The following is a 21341-nucleotide window of genomic DNA, read 5'->3' on the forward strand; positions in this document are numbered from 1 at the left end:
GAACAGTTCAGCATCGCAGTCCAACGCGACCAATTCTGTACGTGAAACGCCAGGGCAAGAGCATGCGTACAGCATGTACCGAAACACGCTTAACGACTACGGAGCAGGCTGGATCGGAGCACAATGATGCGTTTTCTCCTGGCACTGCTTCTTCTTACCGGACCGCTTGCCGCCCACCCGCACACCAAAGTCGAACAGCAAGCCATTCTTTCCATAGGTCTCGAGCGTGCGGCCATACGTATCCGCATCTTGCCCTCGTATGATGAAGGCGCAGAGATCTTTGCCCATATCGACTTGGATGGCGACGGAAAGGTCCCGGAAGCAGAGGTACTACACTTCGCAGAGGAGGTGGCCTCGGAAACGGGTTGGCCATTGATGGAAGCAAGACCACCTTCGACAATCTGGCGGTTGCAATGCCGGATTCACATGGCGTCGTATCCGGCAACGGGATGATCGAAGTCAAAGCCGATGCGCGGTTTTCCACACTAAGTGGCGCTGAGCACGTGATAGGCTTCTCGATCAGCTATGCAGAGCTAACACACGATTGGTTCGTTCAGCCGTTCTTTTTTTGGTGAAGTGCAGGAAGCCTTTCCCAAAAAGGGCATAGAGTGACCCGCACACGGGTTACGAGTGACAGTCAAGTTGTCTGGAAAATGATATCGCTGCCATGGCTGTTTGATATGCGTTCGACACGAAAGGCCGGAAGCTGGGGCTGATACATCCTCAGCGCAAACCCGTCACCGAAACACTCAGGTGGCGGGTGAGATAATAGAAGACACTTATCGATTGGCTCAGAGCTTGATGCGGAAAGCTGCGAAGCCGTCCGAGCCTTCCCCGGCATCCTCGATTGAGACACCTTTGACGTCATCCATGTAGTCCCGGGCTTTTGGACCGGTCTCGAACAACACTGTCGTGCCCTCAAGCGGAGCAAACGACCAGTTGGCATCTGCTTTTGGGTCGATTGTGCCTTGCTCGACAATATAGCGCACGATGACGTCACGGTTGGTGTCCGGGGCCTCAAAGACGATTGTGTCACCCAGCGCACCGGGGAACGAGCCGCCGCCGGATGCACGGTAGTTGTTGGTGGCGATGATGAATTCCATGTCATCCGTGACGGGTTCGCCGTTGAAGGCAAGGTTCACGATCCGGGCAGCATCGGGATTTACCTCCTCACCTTTCGGTCCAAAGCGCGAAGCCTGGGACAGGTCGATTTGATAAGTTACACCGTCCATCACATCGAAATTGTAGGACGGGAACTCAGGGTTCAGCAGGATCGCATCCTCTGAGCCAGCTTCAACTTGATTGAACATGCCGGCAGACCGCTCCAACCAACCCCGCACCTGCGCACCATTCACACGCACCGCGCGCACTGTGTTTGGGTAGAGGTAGAGATCTGCTACGTTTTTAATTGCAACGTCGCCGACAGGAACATCTGTATAGTATTCCGGGCCACCTCGACCGCCAGCCTTGAACGGTGCTGCTGCCGATAGGATCGGCAGACCTTCGTGCTCGGTGCCTTTCAGCATCTCTTCAACATACCATTTCTGCGCGATCGACACGATCTGGACAGATGGGTCATCCGCGACCAGCGCGAAGTAGCTGTGCAACGGGGCCGAGGTTTTGCCGACCGCACGACGAACATAGGCCAAGGTTTCATCGTGATCCTTCGCGGCCGAGTCGAGAACCTTCTGATCGTCGCCGACCAAAGCAGTTACCGAACGGTCTTCGTTACGTTTGGAAATGGGTCGTGCCTCGGACGTTGTGGTAACCACCCGCCATTCATTTCCGTCCCGCTCCAGCAGCAGGTCCAGCAGGCCAAGATGCGACCCCCAAAAGCCGCCCATGACCGCAGGTTTGCCCATCAGGGTGCCTTTTTCCACATCAATGCCCGGACGGTCTGCAAAGGTCGGCGACGGGAAGACAAGGTGATTGTGACCGGTAACCAGCGCATCGATCCCGTCGACACCAGCCAGAACGACCGAAGCGTTTTCCATACCCTCTTCATGATCGGCGGCACCAATCCCCGAATGTGACAGGGCGATGATCAGATCGCACCCCTGTTCCTTCATTTCGGGTACATAGGCTTGTGCCGTTTCGACGATGTCGCGGGTTTGAACGTTGCCGTCCAGATGTCTACGGTCCCAGCTCATGATCTGCGGTGGCGTAAAGCCGATGACGCCGATTTTGATCGGATGTTTAGTTCCGTCGCCCAATTCGATTTCACGGTCGAGAATGGCGTAGGGCTGCACAAGCGTCTTGTCGTCGCGAGGGGTCGCCCCTTTCTCTTTTGCGACATTGGCCAGAACAACCGGGAAGTCCGCCCCGGCCAGAGCCTTGTCCAAGAATTCCAGGCCGTAGTTGAATTCGTGGTTCCCCAATGTAGCAGCATCGTAGCCGACCGTGTTGAATGCGGTGATAATTGGGTGGCTGTCCCCTTCTTTCATACCCCGCTCATAGGCGATGTAGTCGCCCATCGGATTACCCTGTAGAAAGTCACCATTGTCGACCAGAAGTGAGTTCGTCGCTTCGGATCGGATTTCATTGATGATCGAAGCTGTGCGGGACAGGCCCACCGTGTCACGAGGTTTGTCCGCATAGTAGTCATAAGGGAAGACATGGACATGAATGTCCGTGGTTTCCATGATCCGCAAATGCGCTTGATTGTTGGCCGCAGCAGCCGAGAATGGGTGCAGAGTTATGGCTGCAGCACTGGCAGTTGTTGTGGCGAGAAACTGGCGACGAGAAATTTTGGAGCGGCTGGAGAAAGACATATGTCACCTTTCAGGTTCATGGGTTAACGCGCCTTTTGCGGGCTTTTCACAACAACGATATGACATGGGCTGCCAACACATCTGGCGCATTGTTTTTTGGGCGTAATGACCCTTACCATACCCCAACTTCACGCGCTTGCCAGGGCAGGATACGCTACCAATCGACAACATGTGCGGCGAGGGCGATTGTCGACCGGATGACCATCGGGAACCTGTCGTGACGAGTAGCGACCCGCCGCCAGTCCTAAAACTTGCCAAGCACGAAGCACAACCCGGTTGCGCCACCGCTTCCACCGTTTGTAGGGCTGTTGTGCAAATCGTGTTTTGCACGCGCATTGGTCCCTCTTAACACATTGTTAATAAATAAAAATACTGGTAAAAACGTGGGGACCATTAACGCGAGGTTTGCCGCGGAACTTAAAAACATAGGTTTCCAATCCCGCCACTTGCGCATCCGTCAACCTGATCAGAACTGACATGTTCTCTGATCGTTTTAGCAACCGAGAATTACGTCAGTTCACGGAAATCAATGGGTCCTGTGCCTGGATTGTTGACCAACGGTTTCGCATATTCGTTGATCAAAGCGGCGAGCTCTGGCCGACATGAACCACAATTCGTTCCCGCTTGAAGGGCTTCTCCGATTTCGTCCACGTCAATCAACTGTTCGTCGTGAATTGCGCGGACTAAGGTTTTTAGCCCAACTCCGAAACACGAACAGATCATCGGTCCGCAATCCTCTAATTCCACGGATGAGCGGCCGGACAATATTTGGTAAGGTGCGACCTCTGGCAATGTTGCAAGGTAGTCTCGCATCAGTGTGATCGGCTCAGAGGATACAAACAACACGGCCAACAGCCGCTCTCCTTTTGAAAACGCAATCCTGAATGACCCGCGCTTTGGATCCTCTATCGAAGTGGCCACAGCGTCGGGTATGCTGAACCATTCGCGGGCCGTGCTCTCCCAGTCGTCGATGGCACGATATCCTGCCAGCTCTGTCCTGAAACCTTTGTCCGTTTTAGCCCTTGCCCAGTAGTCCGCCTTGGGTGATGCGGTCGCAACCGACACTGCGAACCCATACCAGGCGGCATCCATACGCCGAATAGATACTGCGGTTGCCTTACTCTCCGGCTGACCAGAGATTGGGTCGGTAACACTTGGAACAAGCGTATCAACACGGGCAGTCGGAGCCGTTTCACCAGTCCAGTGAATGGGCGCGAACACCTGGCCGGGTTGGACAGTATCGGTGATACGAAGACGGAATATTCCCTTGCCAACGGGGCTTTCGAGCTCGACCAAGTCTGCAGAGGCGAGGCCCAGGCGGCAGACGTCCTCTGGGTTTATGTCCACAAAGGGTTCGGCAAGATGGGCCGATAACCGGGGCGACAAACCAGACCGGGTCATAGTGTGCCATTGGTCTCGATTCCGCCCGGTGTTCAAAAGAAACGGAAATCGCTTTGATGTTTCTGCCTTGGGTGCGCTGTGGGTTACTGGTACAAAACGCGCTTTTCCGTCTGGATGAAAGAACCGTCCGTCGCCAAAAAACCGCCCGTCGGTAGCGTGTGATATCACCGGCCATCTCGTTGGGCTCAACTCAGCATATTCATCGTCATCAATGTTCGAAAACGCGGAAATGTCGAAGTCCTTGCCAAATGATTTCGCAACAGATGACATTGCCGAATACTCTCGAAAAATCTGCGCCGGGGAGTCGTAGTTGAAAGACTTTGTCCATCCCATGCGTCGCCCCACTTCGGCCAAGACATCCCAGTCCGCACGAGCCTGCCCCGGAGGTGCCAACACGGCGCGTTGTCTGCTGATCGTGCGATCGGAGTTGGTTACGGTCCCGCTTTTTTCGGCCCAACCCGCCGCTGGTAACAGCACATCTGCGAGGCGGGCGGTATCCGTGTTGGCCGTCATATCGCTGACAACCGTGAATGGGCAGTTCGATATCGCACCTTTCACGCGATCAGCGTCGGGCATTGATACTGCTGGGTTGGTGTGAATAATCCAAAGGGCCTTGATCTGATCGTCCTCGACGGCTCGAAACAGGTCGACCGCTTTTAATCCCGGCTTCTGAGGCATGGATGGCGCATTCCAGAAGTCTTGGACGGCTAAGCGGTGGTCCTTATTTTCGATTTCCAAATGGCATGCCAGCGTGTTGGCCAGCCCGCCTACCTCTCGGCCGCCCATGGCATTGGGTTGTCCGGTGACCGAAAACGGTCCCATTCCCTCACGCCCAATCCGACCTGTCGCCAGATGGCAATTCAAGATCGCGTTGACCTTATCCGTTCCGCTGGAGGATTGGTTCACGCCTTGGCTGAAGATCGTCACCACACGTTCGGTTTCTATCCAAAGTTCGCAGAACTTCTCGATCTCACATCGACTTAGGCCAGTTACCGATGGATCGTCCTGCTGTGCCGCGCTTATGGCCTCTGCGAAGCCGCTTGTCCGATCTAGAAACTCCTGATCGAAATGCCCCCCTGCGTGAATTCTGCGCAGCAACTGGTTGAACAAGGAAACATCACTGCCCGGTTTCAGCGCCAGATGAAGATCCGCCTGATCGCAACTTGCTGTTCGACGCGGATCGACAACAACAATTTTTGTCCCGCGCGCCATCCGCGCTGCGAGCACGCGTTGATAGAGCACTGGATGACACCAAGCGAGGTTGGATCCCACCAAAACCACAAGATCGGATTGATCCAGATCCTCATAGGTTCCCGGGACCGTATCTGTCCCGAAAGCACGTTTGTGCCCCGCCACGGTTGAGGCCATGCAAAGCCTTGAATTGGTGTCGATATTGGCGGAACCGATGAAGCCCTTCATCAGTTTGTTGGCGACATAATAGTCTTCGGTCAACAGCTGCCCGGAAACATAGAATGCGACGCTGTCCGGCCCGTATGCCTCGATGGTGGACGAAAAGCGATCGGCGACCAATTGCAGAGCTTCGTCCCACTGAACGTCCTTGCCGTATGCTCTGGGCGTCAGCAAACGGTGATCAATTCCTACCGTTTCGCCCAAGGCCATACCTTTGGAGCACAAACGCCCGTAATTCGCGGGATGGTCCGGGTCGCCTCGAACCGACAATCCTCCGGCTCCGTCAGGGCGCAGCAGGACACCACATCCAACACCGCAATATGCGCAGGTCGATCTAACCTCGGGCAGGCCGGTGCCGTCCATCAGGCTGCACTCCGCTGAGCTACAGCGCTGTCGTCCAGCAGGATGCGGCCACCTTCAAGACGTACCGGATAAGTGGTGATCCGCCCATCGTCCGCACCCTGCGCTTCGCCCGTGTTCAGATCAAAGACCCAATTGTGCAGAGGGCAAGTAACGGATTGCCCATGTACGATACCTTCGGACAACGGACCGCCCCGGTGCGGGCAGCTGTTGGTCGCCGCAAACACCTCAGCCTCGGCCGTTCGAAAGACCGCGATGCAACCGATATGTGTTTTCACCAAACGCGCGCCGCGCAATGGTACTTCGTCGATATGTCCGATGTCGATCCAGCTCATTCTGCGGCCTCCAAGGTGAAATCTGCAATCGGCGCGTAAGTCTGCGCCTTGTCCCGCACGTGCTCGGCCCATGGGTCCTTGCGGTAGATGCTTTGCGACAGTTCGAACCGTTCGACCAAGGCGACGCGGTTTTCCAGATTGTCAATGACTTGAGCCTTGACCCAATCCATGCCGACCTTCCCCAGCCATTTGTACAGCCGATCCAGATACTTGCCGCCTTCGCGATAGGCTTGCGTGACGGCCATCACGACCTCAATCGCTTCGTCTTCGGTTGGCACCTGGCACAGCAGCTCGGTCTCTTTCACATCCATGCCGGCGGCCCCGCCGATGCTGATCTGATAGCCCGAGTCAACACAGACCACGCCGATATCTTTGCAGGTTGCCTCGGCGCAGTTGCGGGGGCAGCCGGACACGGCGAGCTTTAGTTTGTGGGGCGTCCAAGACCCCCAAAGGACTTTCTCAAGCTTGACCCCAAGTCCGGTGCTGTCCTGCGTTCCAAACCGACAATGATCGGTGCCGACGCAGGTTTTGACCGTTCTCAAGCCCTTCGAGTACGCATGACCCGAGACCAGCCCGGCCTTGTTCAGATCCGACCAGATCGCGGGAAGATCCTCACCCTTGACGCCCAGCAAGTCGATACGCTGACCACCGGTGACCTTGACTGTCGGCACGTCGTACTTGTCAGCTGCATCCGCAATGGCACGCAGCTCTTCAGGTGTAGTGATCCCGCCCCACATACGGGGCACAACGCTGAACGTGCCGTCTTTCTGAATGTTGGCGTGCTTGCGTTCGTTCACGAACCGGCTTTGCGGGTCGTCCTGATATTCCAGCGGCCAGTCCGCTAACAGGTAATAGTTGATCGCCGGGCGGCAGACGTGGCAGCCGTTGGGCGTATTCCAGCCGAGTTCCTGCCAGACGGCAGCCTGGCTCTTCAGTTCCTGCCCTTTGATCAGACGGCGCACATCCTCGTGCGTCAGGTCCGTGCAGCCACAGATCGGTTGAGCGGTCGGCATTTCGAAGCCGTCGCCCAAAGTGACCCGAAGCAATTGCTCGACCAACCCCGTGCATGTCCCGCATGAGGCGCTGGCCTTTGTGGTTGCCCGAACGGCACCGAGATCATTGGCACCTGTGCTGATCGCCTCGACGATATCGCTTTTGCATACGCCGTTGCAGCCGCAGATCTCCGCCTCAGGCGACAATGCTGCAACGGCTGAGAGAGGGTCCGCGGTGTCCCCCCCCTGATAGGCTGGCCCGAAGATCAGCGTCTCGCGCATCTCATCGATATCGGGGCCGTCTTTGATCAGGCCAAAGAACCAGCTGCCGTCGGCAGTGTCGCCATACATGACGGCGCCGATCAGGCGATCTCCTTCGATAACAAGACGTTTGTAGACACCGCGCGAGGGGTCTCGAAACACGATATCCTCGCGCCCCGGGGCGTCTGCAAAATCGCCCGCGCTGAACAGGTCGCAGCCAGTGACTTTCAGCTTCGTCGACAGTGTTTTCTGAACGAACGCGGCCTCTTCACCCAACAATGCTTGTGCCGCCACCTTTGCCTGATCGTAAAGTGGCGCGACAAGGCCGAAGACATCTCCGTTATGCTCCACGCATTCACCCACTGCATAGACGTCCGGGTCTGAGGTCAGCATCTGGTCATCGACATGGATGCCGCGACCGGTGGCGAGCCCTGCTTGTTGCGCCAGCGCCGTGTTGGGGCGGATGCCCACGGCCATGACCAGCAAATCGCAGGGCAATTCGGTTCCGTCGTCCAGCAACAGCGCACGAACCTTGCCGTCTTGTCCGAGTATTTCCTTGGAGTTCGCCTGCAGGCAAATCTTGATGCCTTTGTCCTGCAGCGACTTTTTCAACAGGTACCCGGCGGCCTCGTCCAGCTGGCGTTCCATCAGATGACCCATGATGTGTACGACGGTGACGTCAACGCCGTGTGCGGCCATCCCTGCGGCGGCCTCTAGTCCCAGCAAACCGCCGCCAATCACGACGACCTTGTTGTCCGGGCCCATTCCCATCATCTGCTGTGTGTCTTCCAGATCGCGATAGGCGATCACGCCATCCAGATCATGACCGGGCAGGGGGATAATGAACGGGTTCGACCCGGTGGCGATCACCAGCTTGTCGTAAGGTACATGCCCGGTCGCGCCTTCCACCACCTTCATCTCGCGGTCGATCTTTTCGACCTTCTCGCCGAAACGGCAGGCGATGCCGCGTTCGGCATACCAGGTGTCGTCATGGGTGACGATCTCTTTATAGGTTTTCTCACCCGACAGAACCGGACTGAGCATGATGCGGTTGTAGTTCCCACGCGGTTCGGCGTTGAACAGGGTAATATCGAACGCATCTGGCGCAGCATCGGTCAGATGTTCCAGCACCCGGCCCGAAGCCATGCCTGCGCCTATGACAACTAGTCTTTGTTTCATGGTTTCACTCCGCTGCAATCGCCTTGGGGGCGGGCGATTTCGGCTTGGCGCCGTGTTCGTATTCTTCTAGGAAATCGAGAACCTCCTGCCGGTAGGCGTAATAATCCGGGTGCTCCAAAAGTGCTTTGCGGGTCCTTGGTCGCGGCAGGTCAACCTTGGTGATCTTGCCAATTGTCGCCTGTGGGCCGTTGGTCATCATCACCACGCGGTCGGCCAGCAGGATCGCCTCGTCCACGTCATGGGTCACACAGATCGCGGTGACCTTGGTACGGGACCAGACCTCCATCAATACTTCCTGCAATTCCCAACGCGTCAGGCTGTCGAGCATCCCAAAGGGTTCATCCAGTAGCAGCAGTTTGGGGGACAGGGCAAAAGCGCGCGCGATGCCGACACGTTGTTTCATGCCGTTCGACAGATCGGAGGCAGATTTGTCCATCGCATCGGCCAGACCGACGCGTTCCAGATAGTATTCAACGACATCCTGCCGCTCGGCCATGGTGGCCTTGGGGTAGACCTTGTCGACACCGATAGCGACGTTTTCCTTGGCGGTCAGCCACGGGAACAGGTTGGGGGATTGGAACACCACCGCGCGTTCTGGGTCGGCCCCTTCGACATGGCGGCCATCCAGCTTGATCGCGCCTTTAGAGATTTCGTTAAGCCCTGCCGCCATGGTCAAAACCGTGGACTTGCCACAACCCGAATGGCCGATCAGCGAGATGAACTCGCCCTTGTCGATCTTGAGATCGAAATCCTCGACCACGGTCAGCGGGCCTTTGGGCGTCGGGTAAACTTTGTGCAGTTGCGAGAAGTCGAGGAAACGGCTCTCGATCATCCCCTTCTGCGCTTCGGCCACCGCCGTAGGTACGCCATGGATTGGCGTGACGTCGGGCAGGATGCGCGAGCCTTCGACCTTGGCTTCGATCCCCACATCCATCAGGTATTTGGTGACGTCGGCACGCAGGCGTTTGAACGTCTCATCGTTGTTCATGGCTCCGCGTTCGCGCGGGCGTGGGATCGAGACGCGGAATTCCTGCCCCAGCGTGCCATCTGGGTTCAGGGCAACGATCCGGTCGGCCAGAATTATTGCCTCGTCCACATCATTGGTGATCAGAACGCAGGTCTTCTTGTCGGCTTCCCAGATGTGTTCGATCTCATCCGCCAGATTGGCGCGGGTCAGCGCGTCGAGCGCGGACAGCGGCTCATCCAGCAGCAATACTTCAGGGTTCATCGACAGCGCCCGAGCCACGTTGACCCGCTGGCGCATCCCGCCGGATAGTTCCGCCGGGCGGCGTGTTGCCGCGTGGTTAAGTCCCACCATTTGCACGTAATGCGCTACCTTCTCGGCCTTTTCTGTCTTGCTGAGGTTGGGAAAGACGGTATCGACGGCCAACCCTACGTTGCCGCTGACCGTTAGCCACGGCATCAGCGAGTAGTTCTGAAAAATCACCCCGCGTTCCGGGCCCGGACCCTTGATCGGTGCCCCTTTGAACGTGACCTCTCCGCTGGTTGGGGTGTCCAGCCCTGCCATCAAGTTGATCAGGGTTGTCTTGCCGGTGCCTGAAAACCCGAGGATCACCAGAAACTCACCTTCCTGCACGTCCAGATCGATGCCTTTCAGCACATCCGCGCGCGCGGTGCCTTCACCGAAGGATTTCGAGGCGTTCTTGAAGCTAAGAATGCTCATTTCGCTCACCGGTTATTCGAAAAGGTGAAGAGGGATTGCAGCGCGTACATCACCCGGTCCAGCAAGAAGCCGATGATGCCGATGGTGAAAACCGCAACCATAATCTTGGCCAAAGAGCTGGACGAACCGTTCTGGAACTCATCCCAGACGAATTTGCCAAGACCGGGGTTCTGCGCCAGCATTTCAGCCGCGATCAGAACCATCCAGCCGACACCTAAGCTGAGGCGCAGACCGGTGAAGATCAGCGGCAGGGCCGAGGGCAACACCAGTTTGGTGATCTTGGTGTAAGTGTTCATTTTCAGGACTTTGGAGACGTTGACCAAGTCCTTGTCGATGGATGCCACCCCCAGTGACGTGTTGATCAGGGTGGGCCACAACGAACACAGTGTTACAGTGATAGCAGAGATCAGGAATGACTTGGCAAACCAGCCGTCATTGGTGACGTAAACGGCCGAAACGATCATGGTCACGATCGGCAGCCAAGCCAATGGCGAGACCGGTTTGAAGATCTGGATCAGCGGGTTCAGCGCGGCGTTTGCAGTCGGCGACAGACCGGCTGCGATCCCAAGCGGAACGGCCACGACTGTCGCGATCAAAAAGCCGAAGAACACGGTTTTGATCGAGGTCCAGATTTGCTGATAGTACGACGGCGCGCCGGTATAGGCGACCTGTTTGACCTCATCCCCGCGACCCGCATCAATCAGCTTCTGGTTCCGCTTCTCGACCATTGCTTCGAACTTGGCGCGCTTGGCGGCCTTGGCTTGCGCGTCCTCATTCAGGTTGACCATTTCTGCCCAGACCTGAGCCGGTCCGGGGACCGCGCCCAGAGAGGTTTGCACTTTTGGGGCCAATGTCGCCCACAACAGCAGGAAGGCACAGATCGACAACAGAGGCACGATCAGCAACCGCCAGATCTCGGTCATCTGGGCACGCGGGTTGTCTCCGGCGGCAGCTTTCAGAACCGGCGTAGCCCAGCTGAGGCCAAGAACCTGAAACCATTTGTCGGCGGCATTGATGCGGGTGAAAAGGCGGGCGCGACGTTCCTCGCGGGCGGCGTCTGCGTTGAATTCTGGATCGACCGTTGTCATCTGATGTGTCCTTGCGTTGGCGGGGCACTGGTGGGCGCCACGCCCGGTTCAAGCCGGGCGTGGCTGTGTGGGATTAGCCTTGCACGTCTGAGCCGACGATCTTTTGATCGCCCTTCAGACCGATGGACAAGCTTTCGAGATAGGCGTTGGGGGTGCGGCCGTCATAGGCGATGCCGTCGATGATATCCTCGGCCGGGGTCGGCGCTTTGTAGCCGTCGCTGTCCCAGGGGAAATCGGCCTCATTCGCCAAACCTTCGTCGACCAGCAGACGCGCGGCTTCCAGATAGATCTCGGGCTTGTAGACCGACTTGGCCACCTCGTCATACCAGCTGTCAGGCTTCGCGTCGGCGATCTGACCCCAACGGCGCATCTGGGTCAGGTACCAGACGGCGTCCGAGTAAAACGGGTAAGTTGCGTTATAGCGGAAGAATACGTTGAAATCGGGGACGTCGCGCTTGTCACCCTTCTCATATTCAAAGGTGCCGGTCATCGAGTTGGCGATGACGTCATAATCCGCGCCCACATATTCCGGGCGGCTAAGGATCTCGACTGCCTCGGGACGGTTGGCATTGTCGTTCTCATCCAGCCACATCGCGGCGCGGATAAGCGCCTTGGTCACGGCCAGAGTTGTGTTTGGATTCTCCTCGGCGAACTTGGCGTTGATGCCAAAGACCTTCTCGGGGTTGTTCTTCCAAAGCTCATAGTCGGTGATCACCGGGACGCCGATGCCCTTGAAGACGGCCTGCTGGTTCCACGGCTCACCCACGCAGTATCCGTAGATCGTACCAGCCTCTAACGTCGCAGGCATCTGCGGGGGAGGGGTCACCGACAGGAACACATCCGCACCGATCTGACCGGTTACGTTTTCCGGGCTGTAGAAGCCCGGATGCAAACCACCAGCTGCCAGCCAGTAACGCAGTTCGTAATTGTGGGTCGAAACCGGGAAAACCATGCCCATGTTGAAGGGCTTGCCTTCGGATTTGTATTTCTCGACGACCGGAGCCAGTGCCTCGGCGCTGATCGGGTGCTGAGGGCGGCCGTCCTCCATCACAGGGATGTTCGGCTTCATTTCGTCCCATATTTCGTTGGACACGGTGATGCCGTTACCGTTCAGGTCCATGGAAAAAGGCGTGATGATGTGCGCTTCGGTCCCGTATCCGATGGTCGCGGCCAAAGGTTGCCCAGCAAGCATATGCGCCCCGTCCAACTGCCCGTCGATCACTCCGTCCAACAGGACTTTCCAGTTGGCCTGTGCCTCCAATGTGACGAACAGGCCCTCGTCCAGAAAATACCCCTGCTCATAGGCAACAGCCAACGGCGCCATATCGGTCAGTTTGATAAAGCCAAAGGTCAGTTCGTCTTTTTCCAGCTCCAGCTCAGCCAATGCCGGAGACACAAGCGCTGTCGTTGCCGCGAGGCTCAGAAGTAGCTTTTTCATTTCGATCCCTTTCGGTTCAGCCCAACCCCTTGGGCAAACAAAAAAGCCGCCGACACACACCGCCGGGAGGAGTTGGCGGTTGGTCGAGCGGCTTTGCTCTTGTTGGGTGCCCAGTACTTTGGGCGAATTCTGTCGGTGGGCTTCGTTGCCTGCCGATGAGTTGATTAAGCCAGTCGCACGCTGGCGCGTCATCAGTTTTCGACAATTTGGCGTAGAAATTTCTGCGATGCAGCGTGAGCGGATGCTGCACTGCAAAATTTTTGTGCAAACTTACCCGGTCGGCTCGAAAATGCGCCGGTCGAAAAACACGTTTCGAGGCAGAATCAGATTGCCGGTCGCCGAGGCCACAGCCGTCGACTCGGGTAGTGCCCCTTCCAGTTTCTCCGAGGCACCGGGTGTCTCAACACTCAATCCCTGCAATTCCCGGCGATACAGGTCGCTGCGAAAGACCTTGGCCGCCTGACGTTCCGCTGTCGCCGGGTCCAGCCCGTTTCGTTTCGCCAGCTGATGCGCGACCCATTTCGCCTGGCTGCGCCAAGGAAAAGTGGCCGCGCCGGCAAAGAACTCGATAAAACCGTTCACATGGCGCTGCTCCCCTAGCGCGGAGATCGTGAATTCGCCCAAAAGCGCGCGATCAATCAACTCTGGCGAGACGTTGAGATAAGTTTTGCGCGACAGCATCTCGGATGCGGTTGTCCGGCTCTCGGGGTTGGACAGCCACCGGCCTGCGCGCCAAACCGCCCTCATGAGGCTGCCCAGTAAATGGGGCTCGGTTTCAGCCCAGTCATTTCTGACGGCCAGAACCTTTTCCGGTGCGCAAGTCCAGATCGCCTGACCCGGCAGCAGTAAAGCGCCTACGTTATTGTCTACGGCGAAAGTCCCCCAGGGTTCGCCCACGCAGAAGGCATCAATTTCCCCGCCCGCCAGCGCTTGCGCCATGAGTGGCGGCGGAACCGTGCGAATTTCGACTTGTTTCGAGGCAAGCTCGGTTCCTGCCACCCAATAACGCAGCAGTTCGACATGCATGGAGAAGGGGAACGGTACTCCAAATGTAAGAACGTCACCGGCTGCATTTGCCAACGCGGACCCGGCGGCCGTGGCATTCATAAAGTCAAAGCCGTAGCCATGATCTGCCAGTTGACGTGCCAATTGGGTGCCAACGCCAATGACATTGCCATTGAGGGAGAGAACAGAGACTGCGGAAAGGGGTGTCGCAATGCCGCCCAGACCCAAGGCCATCGCCACGGGAACCGGAGACAAAAGATGCGCTGCGTCGACATGCCCAAAGGCCAGCATGTCCCGCAGGGATGACCACGAGGGGGCCGGTTGAAGGTCCAGTGAGATACCTTCTGCATGATCGAACCCCATTTCACGAGCGACGATCAAGGGTGCCGCGTCGACAAGCGGCATATAGGCGACGGGCAAGGTAACCGTTCTCATGACAACAATCCCGACGCCGTCACCAAAGCCTCGGCCACTTCGGCCACACGACGGTTCTGGTTCATCGCGGTCTTGCGCAATAGGGCATAGGCTTCATCTTCGGACACGCCTCTGGCTTTCATGAGCACCCCTTTTGCTCGGTCGATCACTTTACGTTCTTCCAGCGCGCGCCGTGTTTCGGCCAGTTCCGTCCGCATTTGACGCAACATCTGGAACCGGGCAATGGCGGTGTCGATCACTGGTTTGATGCGTTCCGCCGTCAAACCATCGACGACATACGCCGAAACGCCCGCTTCGACAGCAGCTTTGGCCCAACGACCCGCTGCGTTAGATACGAACATGGCTACGGGCCGCTCAAGCGGACCCGAAGCAACCGTCAGCTCTTCCAGCATATCTCTCGATGGATTGTCGATATCGATCAGGACAATATCGGGGTTGTGCGCGGCAATTTTGCGCGCAAGACCCGAGACGTTGCCGATTACATAGACGTCGACATCCCCGGACTCTTTCAAGGCATCAACAATTGCGAAAGCGCGGTCTCGGTTGTGCTCGACCACAACGACAGTCAGGTTTTGGGTCATGCAGAATTGGCTGGGGCCAGATTTTGCGAACCACAATCAGAAAGTCCTCTAACTCTTCTTCAGGCGGCGGCAGCGCTCAATTTATCAGCGATAATTTGTGTCTTGCCGAAAGACAGGGCAGTTTGATTTGATCGCTGTACAAAGTGACATTTTCTGTGCGCCTGGATTGGGCCGGAAACTCCTGCGGTAACAGCATCTGTTTTCAGAGACGCCATGGTCCTAAATGATCTGTCGCGTGCAAAATCCCGCCTCGGGCGCGATGTTGATATTCTCGGTGCGGCGCAGCCATATCTGACAGGCCCGAATAAAACTGTTCGTGCATCTCTGGCCTTTGTCGCCTCGAGATGGTCGTTTTTTGCGCATTTAGGTGCGTTCTGTTGACTTGTCAGGAGCAGATCTGCCGAAGCCGATTAGATTTCGGCTGACCTGACCACAGCTGTGGCTAACGAAGCAATCTTACTGACGCAGATTTACCCAAAGCTACGCTGTCAGTTGCAAGCCCCATCCGTGCCGACATTGAACGCGCCGATATTATCCGAGTGAGTTTGTCCACTGTTGTTCCGGACAACTCTAGTGACTTGTCTGCTCCCACTGAATTGCACATGGTCATTGGCTGGAAACGGAACCGTTACTTTGACCAGCTCAAGCGCCGCCATCCTCCGCCGAAGTTATGTGACAAGCTCCCAAAGCTCAGTAACCAAACCCGCCCATTCCAAGCTCTCAACATACACCATCCGTCGCCCGCTAATTTAGTCAACTATGACCGGGAAAACAGGATCCGGACGCGTCCAAACTCAAACCTGAGAAACCGAACTTCCGTTAACTGAACCTCGCACCGAGACAGATATGTGTAGATGTGGTAAGGCTTTAGCATTGTCCTAAAACCCTCGAGGTCGAAACGGCTGGTCGGGAAGCAACTATGGCGCGTTTGTTTAAAGTTATAGTTCGAATTGCCATCTGTGCAGTGGCGCTGATTATTCTTTTCTTTTGGCTATGGGCCGTACCTAGTGTCGAGAACCACCCGATCGCCACCAATGCCGAAACCATCGCACGAGGAAAATACCTGACCGCGGCCGGCGACTGCACGTCTTGCCACACCACGGAGGGCGGATCTGCGTTCGCAGGCGGGCTCAAACTTGATACCCCGTTTGGTGGAATTTATTCCGCCAATATTACCCCGTCTGAAAAGGGCATCAAAGGCATGAGCTCGGCCGAGTTCTACCAAATACTCGCGTATGGCTCTTACAAAACCTTTCAGCCACTCTATCCTGCTATGCCGTATCCATCATACCATTTGGTCACACGCTCAGATTCCGATGCGATATTTGCGTATCTGATGACACAGCCACCGGTGGATCAAGACGTTCCGAAAAATGAACTGAGCTTTCCCTTCAATATTCGGCAGCTTGTGCTTTTTTGGAATGTGCTCTTCGCCAAGCGGGGGACTTTCGATCCGGACAGTTCTCGAGATGCGGCTTGGAACCGCGGTGCCTATCTGGTGGAAGGGCTGGGTCATTGCGGTGCCTGTCACACGCCACATAACATCTTTGGCGCGGCAGAGCATGACCGGGCGCTGGCCGGGGCACCGCTTGCAGACTATGAAGCGCCAGATATTCGGCCAGAGGCCCTGAAACTACGCGGATGGACTGCTGAATATTTGACCGAATTCTTCAAAACAGGGAGAGGACCCAAAGGAACTGCGTTCAAGGAAATGTATCTCGTGGTAGAGAATTCACTGTCGCAGTTGACCGATGAAGACCGGCTCGCCATCGCCACCTATCTTCTGGATTTGCCATCCGCGCCAAGTGTCGCTGGCAACCTAACACTTGCTGCCGCAAATGGGGTAATTGCAGAATCCTATCCTGAAGGGCGGGCATTGTTTTTGAACAATTGTTCAATGTGCCACGGCCCGCGCGGTAAGGGAGTGAAAGATGGGGCACCACCGCTGGCAGGCAATTCCACGATTGCGCAGGTCGGCGGCCGCAATATGCTCTATGCAATCGCTAACGGATTTCCGGATCCCAGATCCACACCTAATTCCAGCCCGATGCCTGCCTTCAAGGACCGTTTCACCCCAACGCAGATCGCACAATTGGCCAATTTTCTGCGTCACACCTTCGCGGCCGAAACACCAGACCTGCCCAAGTTCACCGAGGCCGACGTAGAAGCAATACTGAAATAAGTGGTGCCCGCCAAGAACGGGAAAAGTGGAATTTGACATGAATGATGATCAAGATAACCAGGCCAAAAGCGGTACCAACGTCACACGGCGCAGCGTGCTGACGGGCGGTGTCGGCGTGGCCACCGGCACGGCGGCCACATTGGTTGCCGGGCTTGGGGCCGAGGGTGCAGCGGCAGGTCCCTTGCAACGCCCGTGGGCGACCGAACTGGGCGATCCGGTCGGCACAAATCCTTATGGCCACCCGTCATCCTTCGAAAAGACAGTGATCCGTCGCCCAACCCCTCCCGAATACTCGCCCGAGGGCTATGTTCCGCCAATGAACGAGTCCTCCTGGACTGGGACTCCATTGCAGGATCTGCGCGGGATAATCACTCCCAACGGGCTGTTCTATGAACGATCCCACGGTGGCTATGCAGACATGGATCCGGCCAAGCATAAAGTGGCCATTCACGGGCTTGTCGACCGCAACCTTGAACTCAGCATGGAGGATCTGCGCCGATTTCCCACTGTCACCACGTTCAGGTTTCTTGAATGTTCCGGCAACAGCGATCTGATCTGGGGCAAAGCAACCTATGGCGGGCAGGAAACGTCGCCATATTTGACCGCGCAGGATATTCACGGCCTCCTCAGCTGCGCAGAATGGACCGGCGTCCGGCTGTCCGACCTTTTGCGTGAGGCAGGGGCCGACACAGCCAGGGCCACGTGGTTGATCGTCGAAGGCGCGGATTCCGGAGCATTGGCGCGCAGCTTGCCGATGGCCCGGGCGCTGGATGATTGTATTCTGGCTTTTGCACAAAACGGCGAAATGCTGCGCCCGGAGCAGGGGTATCCGGTACGGCTGCTGGTTCCGGGTTGCGAAGGCAATCTGAACATCAAATGGGTGCAGCGGATAGAGGTGACCGACCAACCCCTGTTTGCGACGTTCGAAACCGCTCAGTACACCGATCTGCAAAAATCCGGCAAAGCATGGATATCCTCGCTGGTGATGGAGGCCAAATCGATCATCACCTTCCCATCGGGTGGTCAATCCCTGCCGGAAAAAGGGTTCTACCAGATCCGAGGCATCGCTTGGTCTGGGCGCGGCAAGATTTCACAGGTGGATGTGTCACTGGATGGCGGGCGCAATTGGACCCCGGCGCAACTAACAGAGCCGGTAATGTCAAAATGCCTTACTGAGTTCACCATACCTTGGAGATGGGACGGCAGCGAAACGCTGTTAATGAGCCGTGCCACTGACGAGACCGGCTATACGCAGCCTTTCGTTCAGCAACTGGTTGAAGCGCGTGGCAAGTTCTCATCCTACCACAACAATGGCATTCAGACATGGCGGGTCGAAAGCAATGGTGAGGTGTATAATGCGACGGGTTAACCTGGTTTTCTTCGCCATTATGCCACTGTTGACCTATGGGCAGGCCGTTGCGCAGACTGCTGATTGCAGTGATCGCCCCCTCTGCCTTGGGCGAACAATCTCCGAAGCAGATCTGGCGGCTTGGTCTCTTAACGTTTTCCCCGATGGAACCGGGCTTCCCGAAGGAATGGGTAATGCCGAAGAGGGGCGTCAATTATACAGGGACAAATGCTCGGCCTGCCACGGCGAAAAAGGCGTAGGCGTGAAGGTACTGCTGGATCGCGGTGCATTTCCCACCCTTGTCGGTTCAACACCTCCGTTGACCGATACCGAAAAACAGCCTGCGCAAACTGTCGGCAGCTACTGGCCGCATGCCACGACCTTCTTTGATTACGTCCGCCGCGCCATGCCCTTCGCAACGGCCCATTCACTGAGCGATGACGAGGTTTATGCCATTACCGCGCATGTCCTAGTGTTGAACGACATCTTACCCGCAGGAGCAAGCCTGGATCGAGACAGTCTGATGCAGGTGAAAATGCCTAATGTCGATGGTTTCATTTGCGATGCCCGTCCAGACGTGTTCGCGCCTCGCTGCATGTCGAATTGTGCAATACCCGATGATACCGGCGTATTGCTCGGCTCAGGCGAGAACTATGGCAAACCAGTTCCGTTAACGGATTGCATGGTTCGATAGTGATCGCCAGCCCGGCGTGGCGGGGCGCTCCGCAGGATCCTCAAGTTGGGATGAAGCCTTGCAACTGGCCGATGCGACCGGGACCAATCAACTCAGATTGACTGGATCCCAAACCACCCTTTGGCTTCGGCTTTTGGGCACTGATGATTAGTTTGTGGACTACAGGGTGTAATCGGTGAATAGCGATTTTTGTTCGCGTTAGTATGGATGCCAAACAGGAGAGGTCATTCGGTTTGCCAGTGCGAATTCTCTGGAAGTGCGAACACCCAATAAAATTCCGTTCGAAACTGTAAATAGACCGCCAAGAGCGTTACAGCACATGTGCAGCACCGCTTTCTTTCGCGGCCAGCTGTTTCAAGGCCATCCGATCCAGCTTGCCGCCCATTGTCAAAGGCAGCGCACTCATAATCCGCACTACGTCCGGTGCCTTGTATCCAATCTGTTCTCGCGCAAAGTCGATGATGTCTCCGACACGTACCGGTGCCGCGCCTTCGGTCAGGCTCACAAACCCCCAAACATCTTCGCCGTGCATTTCGTCTCGCACTCCAACCACAACTGCTGCCGCAACGGCTGGATGTGCTGTCAACGCATCTTCCACTTCCGCCGGGCTGATATTCGACCCGTCATGTACAATGATCTGTTTCCGCCGTCCCCGGAACCAGAAATAGCCGTCCTCGTCCCGCCGCATTAAATCACCGGTGTCGAGCCAGCCATCCCGAAACGCCGCTGCTGTCGCCTCGGGATTCTGCCAATACTCCGTCATCATGGTCGGGCTCTTTACCCAATGCCGACCGTCTACTCCCACGGGCACCTCCTCATCAGCCTCGTCGTGAAGCGCCGAAACAAAACCGGGATTGTTCAGCCCGACTGCTCCGAGCTTTTCAGCGCCCCCGTGGGTGTTGGAATGCGACGTTCCCATTTCTGTCATCCCGTAAAACGCCCCAATCGGTACGCCGGCTAAAGCGCCGAACGCATCGACTAACTTTTGCGAGGGTTTGTCTCCTCCGGCCATCATCGTTTTCAGCGAACCAAAATCTTCACGCATCGCTCCGTGTCCTGTCAGCAACGCCGCCAAAGGCGCAGGTAATATTTGCGCCACTGTTGGCCGCGTCTGCCGCAAGAGCGCCAAAAGCTCGTCCGGCGTGAACCGTTGCGCAACATTAGTTGTAGCGCCGGCCCAAAGCCCTGCAAATGTCAGCCGCAATCCAGCGGTATGCGAAATCCATGAGGCTGGTAGAACCACGTCCCGGGGACCTAGGCCCAGCCCCTGCGCATTGCTCGCCACCATGTATCCCATGCTGGAATGACTATGCGTCACACCCTTGGGCTTGCCGGTGGTCCCAGAGGTAAAGAAAATAAACGCCGGAGCCTCGGCTCCAACCGGCGGTAGCGTCCCTTCGCCTTCGCCTTTCAGCAGATCTTCGAAGGCGAGCGCGCTGGTCATTTCACCTGCATACGAAATTACTCCAAAAGGCAATTGCGCTACGCCAGGTACTGCGGCCACATCCTTGGCCCGCTCGGCATGAACAAGAAGCGCTGCAGGTGTCGCCAGCCCCAATGCATAGTCGATATCCGCAGCCGTGTAGCGATAGTTGAGCGGCATCGCCACCAGACCCGCCCGCATACATGCCAGGTAATGGACCAAAAGCGCCGCCCGGTTCGGCATGATCGAGGCGACCCTGTCTCCCGGGTTTAAACCCAGGCTCAGGTACCTCAGCGCGAGCCGCGTACAGGCGGCATCCAACTCGCGCCAGTTGAATTTCTCGTCCAGTGCATAAAGCGCGGTCGCCTCGGGATCCGTTGACAATCCCCGTCGAAACAGGTCCGTCAAATCTGCTGGTGCAGCCAGTGGTGGTCCGGATACCGGCATGTCTTTCTCCCAAAAATCCAAGCCGTTCTTAGGTCTACAATATGCCGCCCAGGCAAAAAAGCCCCCAGCCAATCTGCCCAAAACACCTGGGCGTCAAAATGGCGCGGTTCCATGGAATGGAGTTGCAACCGTGGTAACTTAGGGAGCTTCCGTTCTTCGCAGCTTGGGACTAATTGGCACGAATGGACATGCCAAGATGGTGACCTAAGTCGACGAAGGTCAAACCGCTGAAGCGCTCCAAAAACTCGATTGGCGGCAATGCCGCCGAGGCTGCAATCCAGTAAGCAAATAGTTTCAGACAACTCTG

14 protein-coding genes are annotated in these 21341 nt (G+C 56.7%); 4 read left to right on the forward strand and 10 right to left on the reverse strand.

All coding sequences use genetic code 11. From position 1 onward, the window contains the following. The first annotated feature begins 123 nt into the window (after positions 1–123). The gene (locus ACR0AA_RS22615; protein WP_480666145.1) at positions 124–453 is read left to right on the forward strand and encodes a hypothetical protein; all 330 of its coding nucleotides are present in this window, start codon (positions 124–126) and stop codon (positions 451–453) included. Positions 454–791: 338 nt separating this feature from the next. On the opposite strand, the gene ACR0AA_RS22620 is transcribed toward ACR0AA_RS22615, so the two are convergent. The 9 genes from ACR0AA_RS22620 to ACR0AA_RS22660 all read right to left on the reverse strand — a co-directional run bounded on the left by ACR0AA_RS22620 (position 792) and on the right by ACR0AA_RS22660 (position 14940). After that, positions 792–2771: a bifunctional 2',3'-cyclic-nucleotide 2'-phosphodiesterase/3'-nucleotidase gene (locus ACR0AA_RS22620; RefSeq protein ID WP_480666146.1), complete on the reverse strand. Its 1980-nt coding sequence runs from the start codon at positions 2769–2771 to the stop codon at positions 792–794. A gap of 507 nt (positions 2772–3278) precedes the next feature. Then, positions 3279–5945 (reverse strand): molybdopterin-dependent oxidoreductase, encoded by a 2667-nt coding sequence (locus ACR0AA_RS22625; RefSeq protein ID WP_480757591.1) that lies wholly within the window; start codon positions 5943–5945, stop codon positions 3279–3281. After that, entirely contained in the window at positions 5945–6277 is a 333-nt protein-coding gene (gene nirD, locus ACR0AA_RS22630; RefSeq protein ID WP_239338221.1) for a nitrite reductase small subunit NirD, read from the reverse strand. The genes ACR0AA_RS22625 and nirD overlap by 1 nt, the downstream gene beginning before the upstream one ends. Further along, a complete protein-coding gene (gene nirB, locus ACR0AA_RS22635; protein ID WP_480757594.1) occupies positions 6274–8709 on the reverse strand; it encodes a nitrite reductase large subunit NirB in 2436 nt (811 codons plus the stop codon). Before nirB ends, nirD begins: the two co-directional genes overlap by 4 nt. 4 nt (positions 8710–8713) lie before the next feature. Continuing rightward, positions 8714–10393 carry an ABC transporter ATP-binding protein gene (locus ACR0AA_RS22640; protein ID WP_480757596.1) on the reverse strand — a complete coding sequence of 560 codons (1680 nt, stop codon included), beginning with the start codon at positions 10391–10393 and terminating at the stop codon, positions 8714–8716. 5 nt (positions 10394–10398) lie between these two features. Next, the gene (locus tag ACR0AA_RS22645; protein WP_480666150.1) at positions 10399–11481 is read right to left on the reverse strand and encodes an ABC transporter permease; all 1083 of its coding nucleotides are present in this window, start codon (positions 11479–11481) and stop codon (positions 10399–10401) included. A 73-nt stretch (positions 11482–11554) separates the two neighbouring features. Continuing rightward, a complete protein-coding gene (locus tag ACR0AA_RS22650; protein WP_480666151.1) occupies positions 11555–12919 on the reverse strand; it encodes a CmpA/NrtA family ABC transporter substrate-binding protein in 1365 nt (454 codons plus the stop codon). Positions 12920–13189: 270 nt separating this feature from the next. Continuing rightward, a complete protein-coding gene (locus ACR0AA_RS22655; protein ID WP_480666152.1) occupies positions 13190–14359 on the reverse strand; it encodes an ABC transporter substrate-binding protein in 1170 nt (389 codons plus the stop codon). Beyond that, complete coding sequence (locus ACR0AA_RS22660) at positions 14356–14940, reverse strand: ANTAR domain-containing response regulator (RefSeq protein ID WP_480666153.1); 585 nt, start codon at positions 14938–14940, stop codon at positions 14356–14358. Before ACR0AA_RS22660 ends, ACR0AA_RS22655 begins: the two co-directional genes overlap by 4 nt. Positions 14941–15859: 919 nt before the next feature. On the opposite strand from ACR0AA_RS22660, the gene ACR0AA_RS22665 reads away from it, so the two are divergent. The 3 genes from ACR0AA_RS22665 to ACR0AA_RS22675 are packed head-to-tail and all read left to right on the forward strand — an operon-like array spanning position 15860 to position 19164. Further along, positions 15860–17122, forward strand: coding sequence for a c-type cytochrome (locus tag ACR0AA_RS22665; RefSeq protein WP_480757600.1), 1263 nt, complete (start codon positions 15860–15862; stop codon positions 17120–17122). A 37-nt stretch (positions 17123–17159) separates the two neighbouring features. Further along, positions 17160–18491, forward strand: a complete 1332-nt coding sequence (soxC, locus tag ACR0AA_RS22670; RefSeq protein ID WP_480757604.1) for a sulfite dehydrogenase — start codon at positions 17160–17162, stop codon at positions 18489–18491. Further along, on the forward strand, positions 18478–19164 hold the full coding sequence (locus ACR0AA_RS22675; RefSeq protein WP_480666156.1) for a c-type cytochrome: 687 nt from the start codon (positions 18478–18480) through the stop codon (positions 19162–19164). The genes soxC and ACR0AA_RS22675 overlap by 14 nt, the downstream gene beginning before the upstream one ends. Positions 19165–19474: 310 nt before the next feature. On the opposite strand, the gene ACR0AA_RS22680 is transcribed toward ACR0AA_RS22675, so the two are convergent. After that, positions 19475–21034, reverse strand: coding sequence for a class I adenylate-forming enzyme family protein (locus tag ACR0AA_RS22680; RefSeq protein WP_480666157.1), 1560 nt, complete (start codon positions 21032–21034; stop codon positions 19475–19477). Positions 21035–21341: the final 307 nt, after the last annotated feature.

It is taken from the genome of Ruegeria sp. CE8 (assembly GCF_056537465.1).

Coding starts and splice junctions, on each gene's coding strand:
- ACR0AA_RS22675 (WP_480666156.1), top strand. CDS start 18,478: ATGCGACGGGTTAACCTGGTTTTCTTCGCCATTATGCCACTGTTGACC.
- nirB (WP_480757594.1), bottom strand. CDS start 8,709: ATGAAACAAAGACTAGTTGTCATAGGCGCAGGCATGGCTTCGGGCCGG.
- ACR0AA_RS22615 (WP_480666145.1), top strand. CDS start 124: ATGATGCGTTTTCTCCTGGCACTGCTTCTTCTTACCGGACCGCTTGCC.
- soxC (WP_480757604.1), top strand. CDS start 17,160: ATGAATGATGATCAAGATAACCAGGCCAAAAGCGGTACCAACGTCACA.
- ACR0AA_RS22620 (WP_480666146.1), bottom strand. CDS start 2,771: ATGTCTTTCTCCAGCCGCTCCAAAATTTCTCGTCGCCAGTTTCTCGCC.
- ACR0AA_RS22655 (WP_480666152.1), bottom strand. CDS start 14,359: ATGAGAACGGTTACCTTGCCCGTCGCCTATATGCCGCTTGTCGACGCG.
- ACR0AA_RS22640 (WP_480757596.1), bottom strand. CDS start 10,393: ATGAGCATTCTTAGCTTCAAGAACGCCTCGAAATCCTTCGGTGAAGGC.
- ACR0AA_RS22645 (WP_480666150.1), bottom strand. CDS start 11,481: ATGACAACGGTCGATCCAGAATTCAACGCAGACGCCGCCCGCGAGGAA.
- ACR0AA_RS22650 (WP_480666151.1), bottom strand. CDS start 12,919: ATGAAAAAGCTACTTCTGAGCCTCGCGGCAACGACAGCGCTTGTGTCT.
- nirD (WP_239338221.1), bottom strand. CDS start 6,277: ATGAGCTGGATCGACATCGGACATATCGACGAAGTACCATTGCGCGGC.
- ACR0AA_RS22660 (WP_480666153.1), bottom strand. CDS start 14,940: ATGACCCAAAACCTGACTGTCGTTGTGGTCGAGCACAACCGAGACCGC.
- ACR0AA_RS22665 (WP_480757600.1), top strand. CDS start 15,860: ATGGCGCGTTTGTTTAAAGTTATAGTTCGAATTGCCATCTGTGCAGTG.
- ACR0AA_RS22680 (WP_480666157.1), bottom strand. CDS start 21,034: ATGCCGGTATCCGGACCACCACTGGCTGCACCAGCAGATTTGACGGAC.
- ACR0AA_RS22625 (WP_480757591.1), bottom strand. CDS start 5,945: ATGGACGGCACCGGCCTGCCCGAGGTTAGATCGACCTGCGCATATTGC.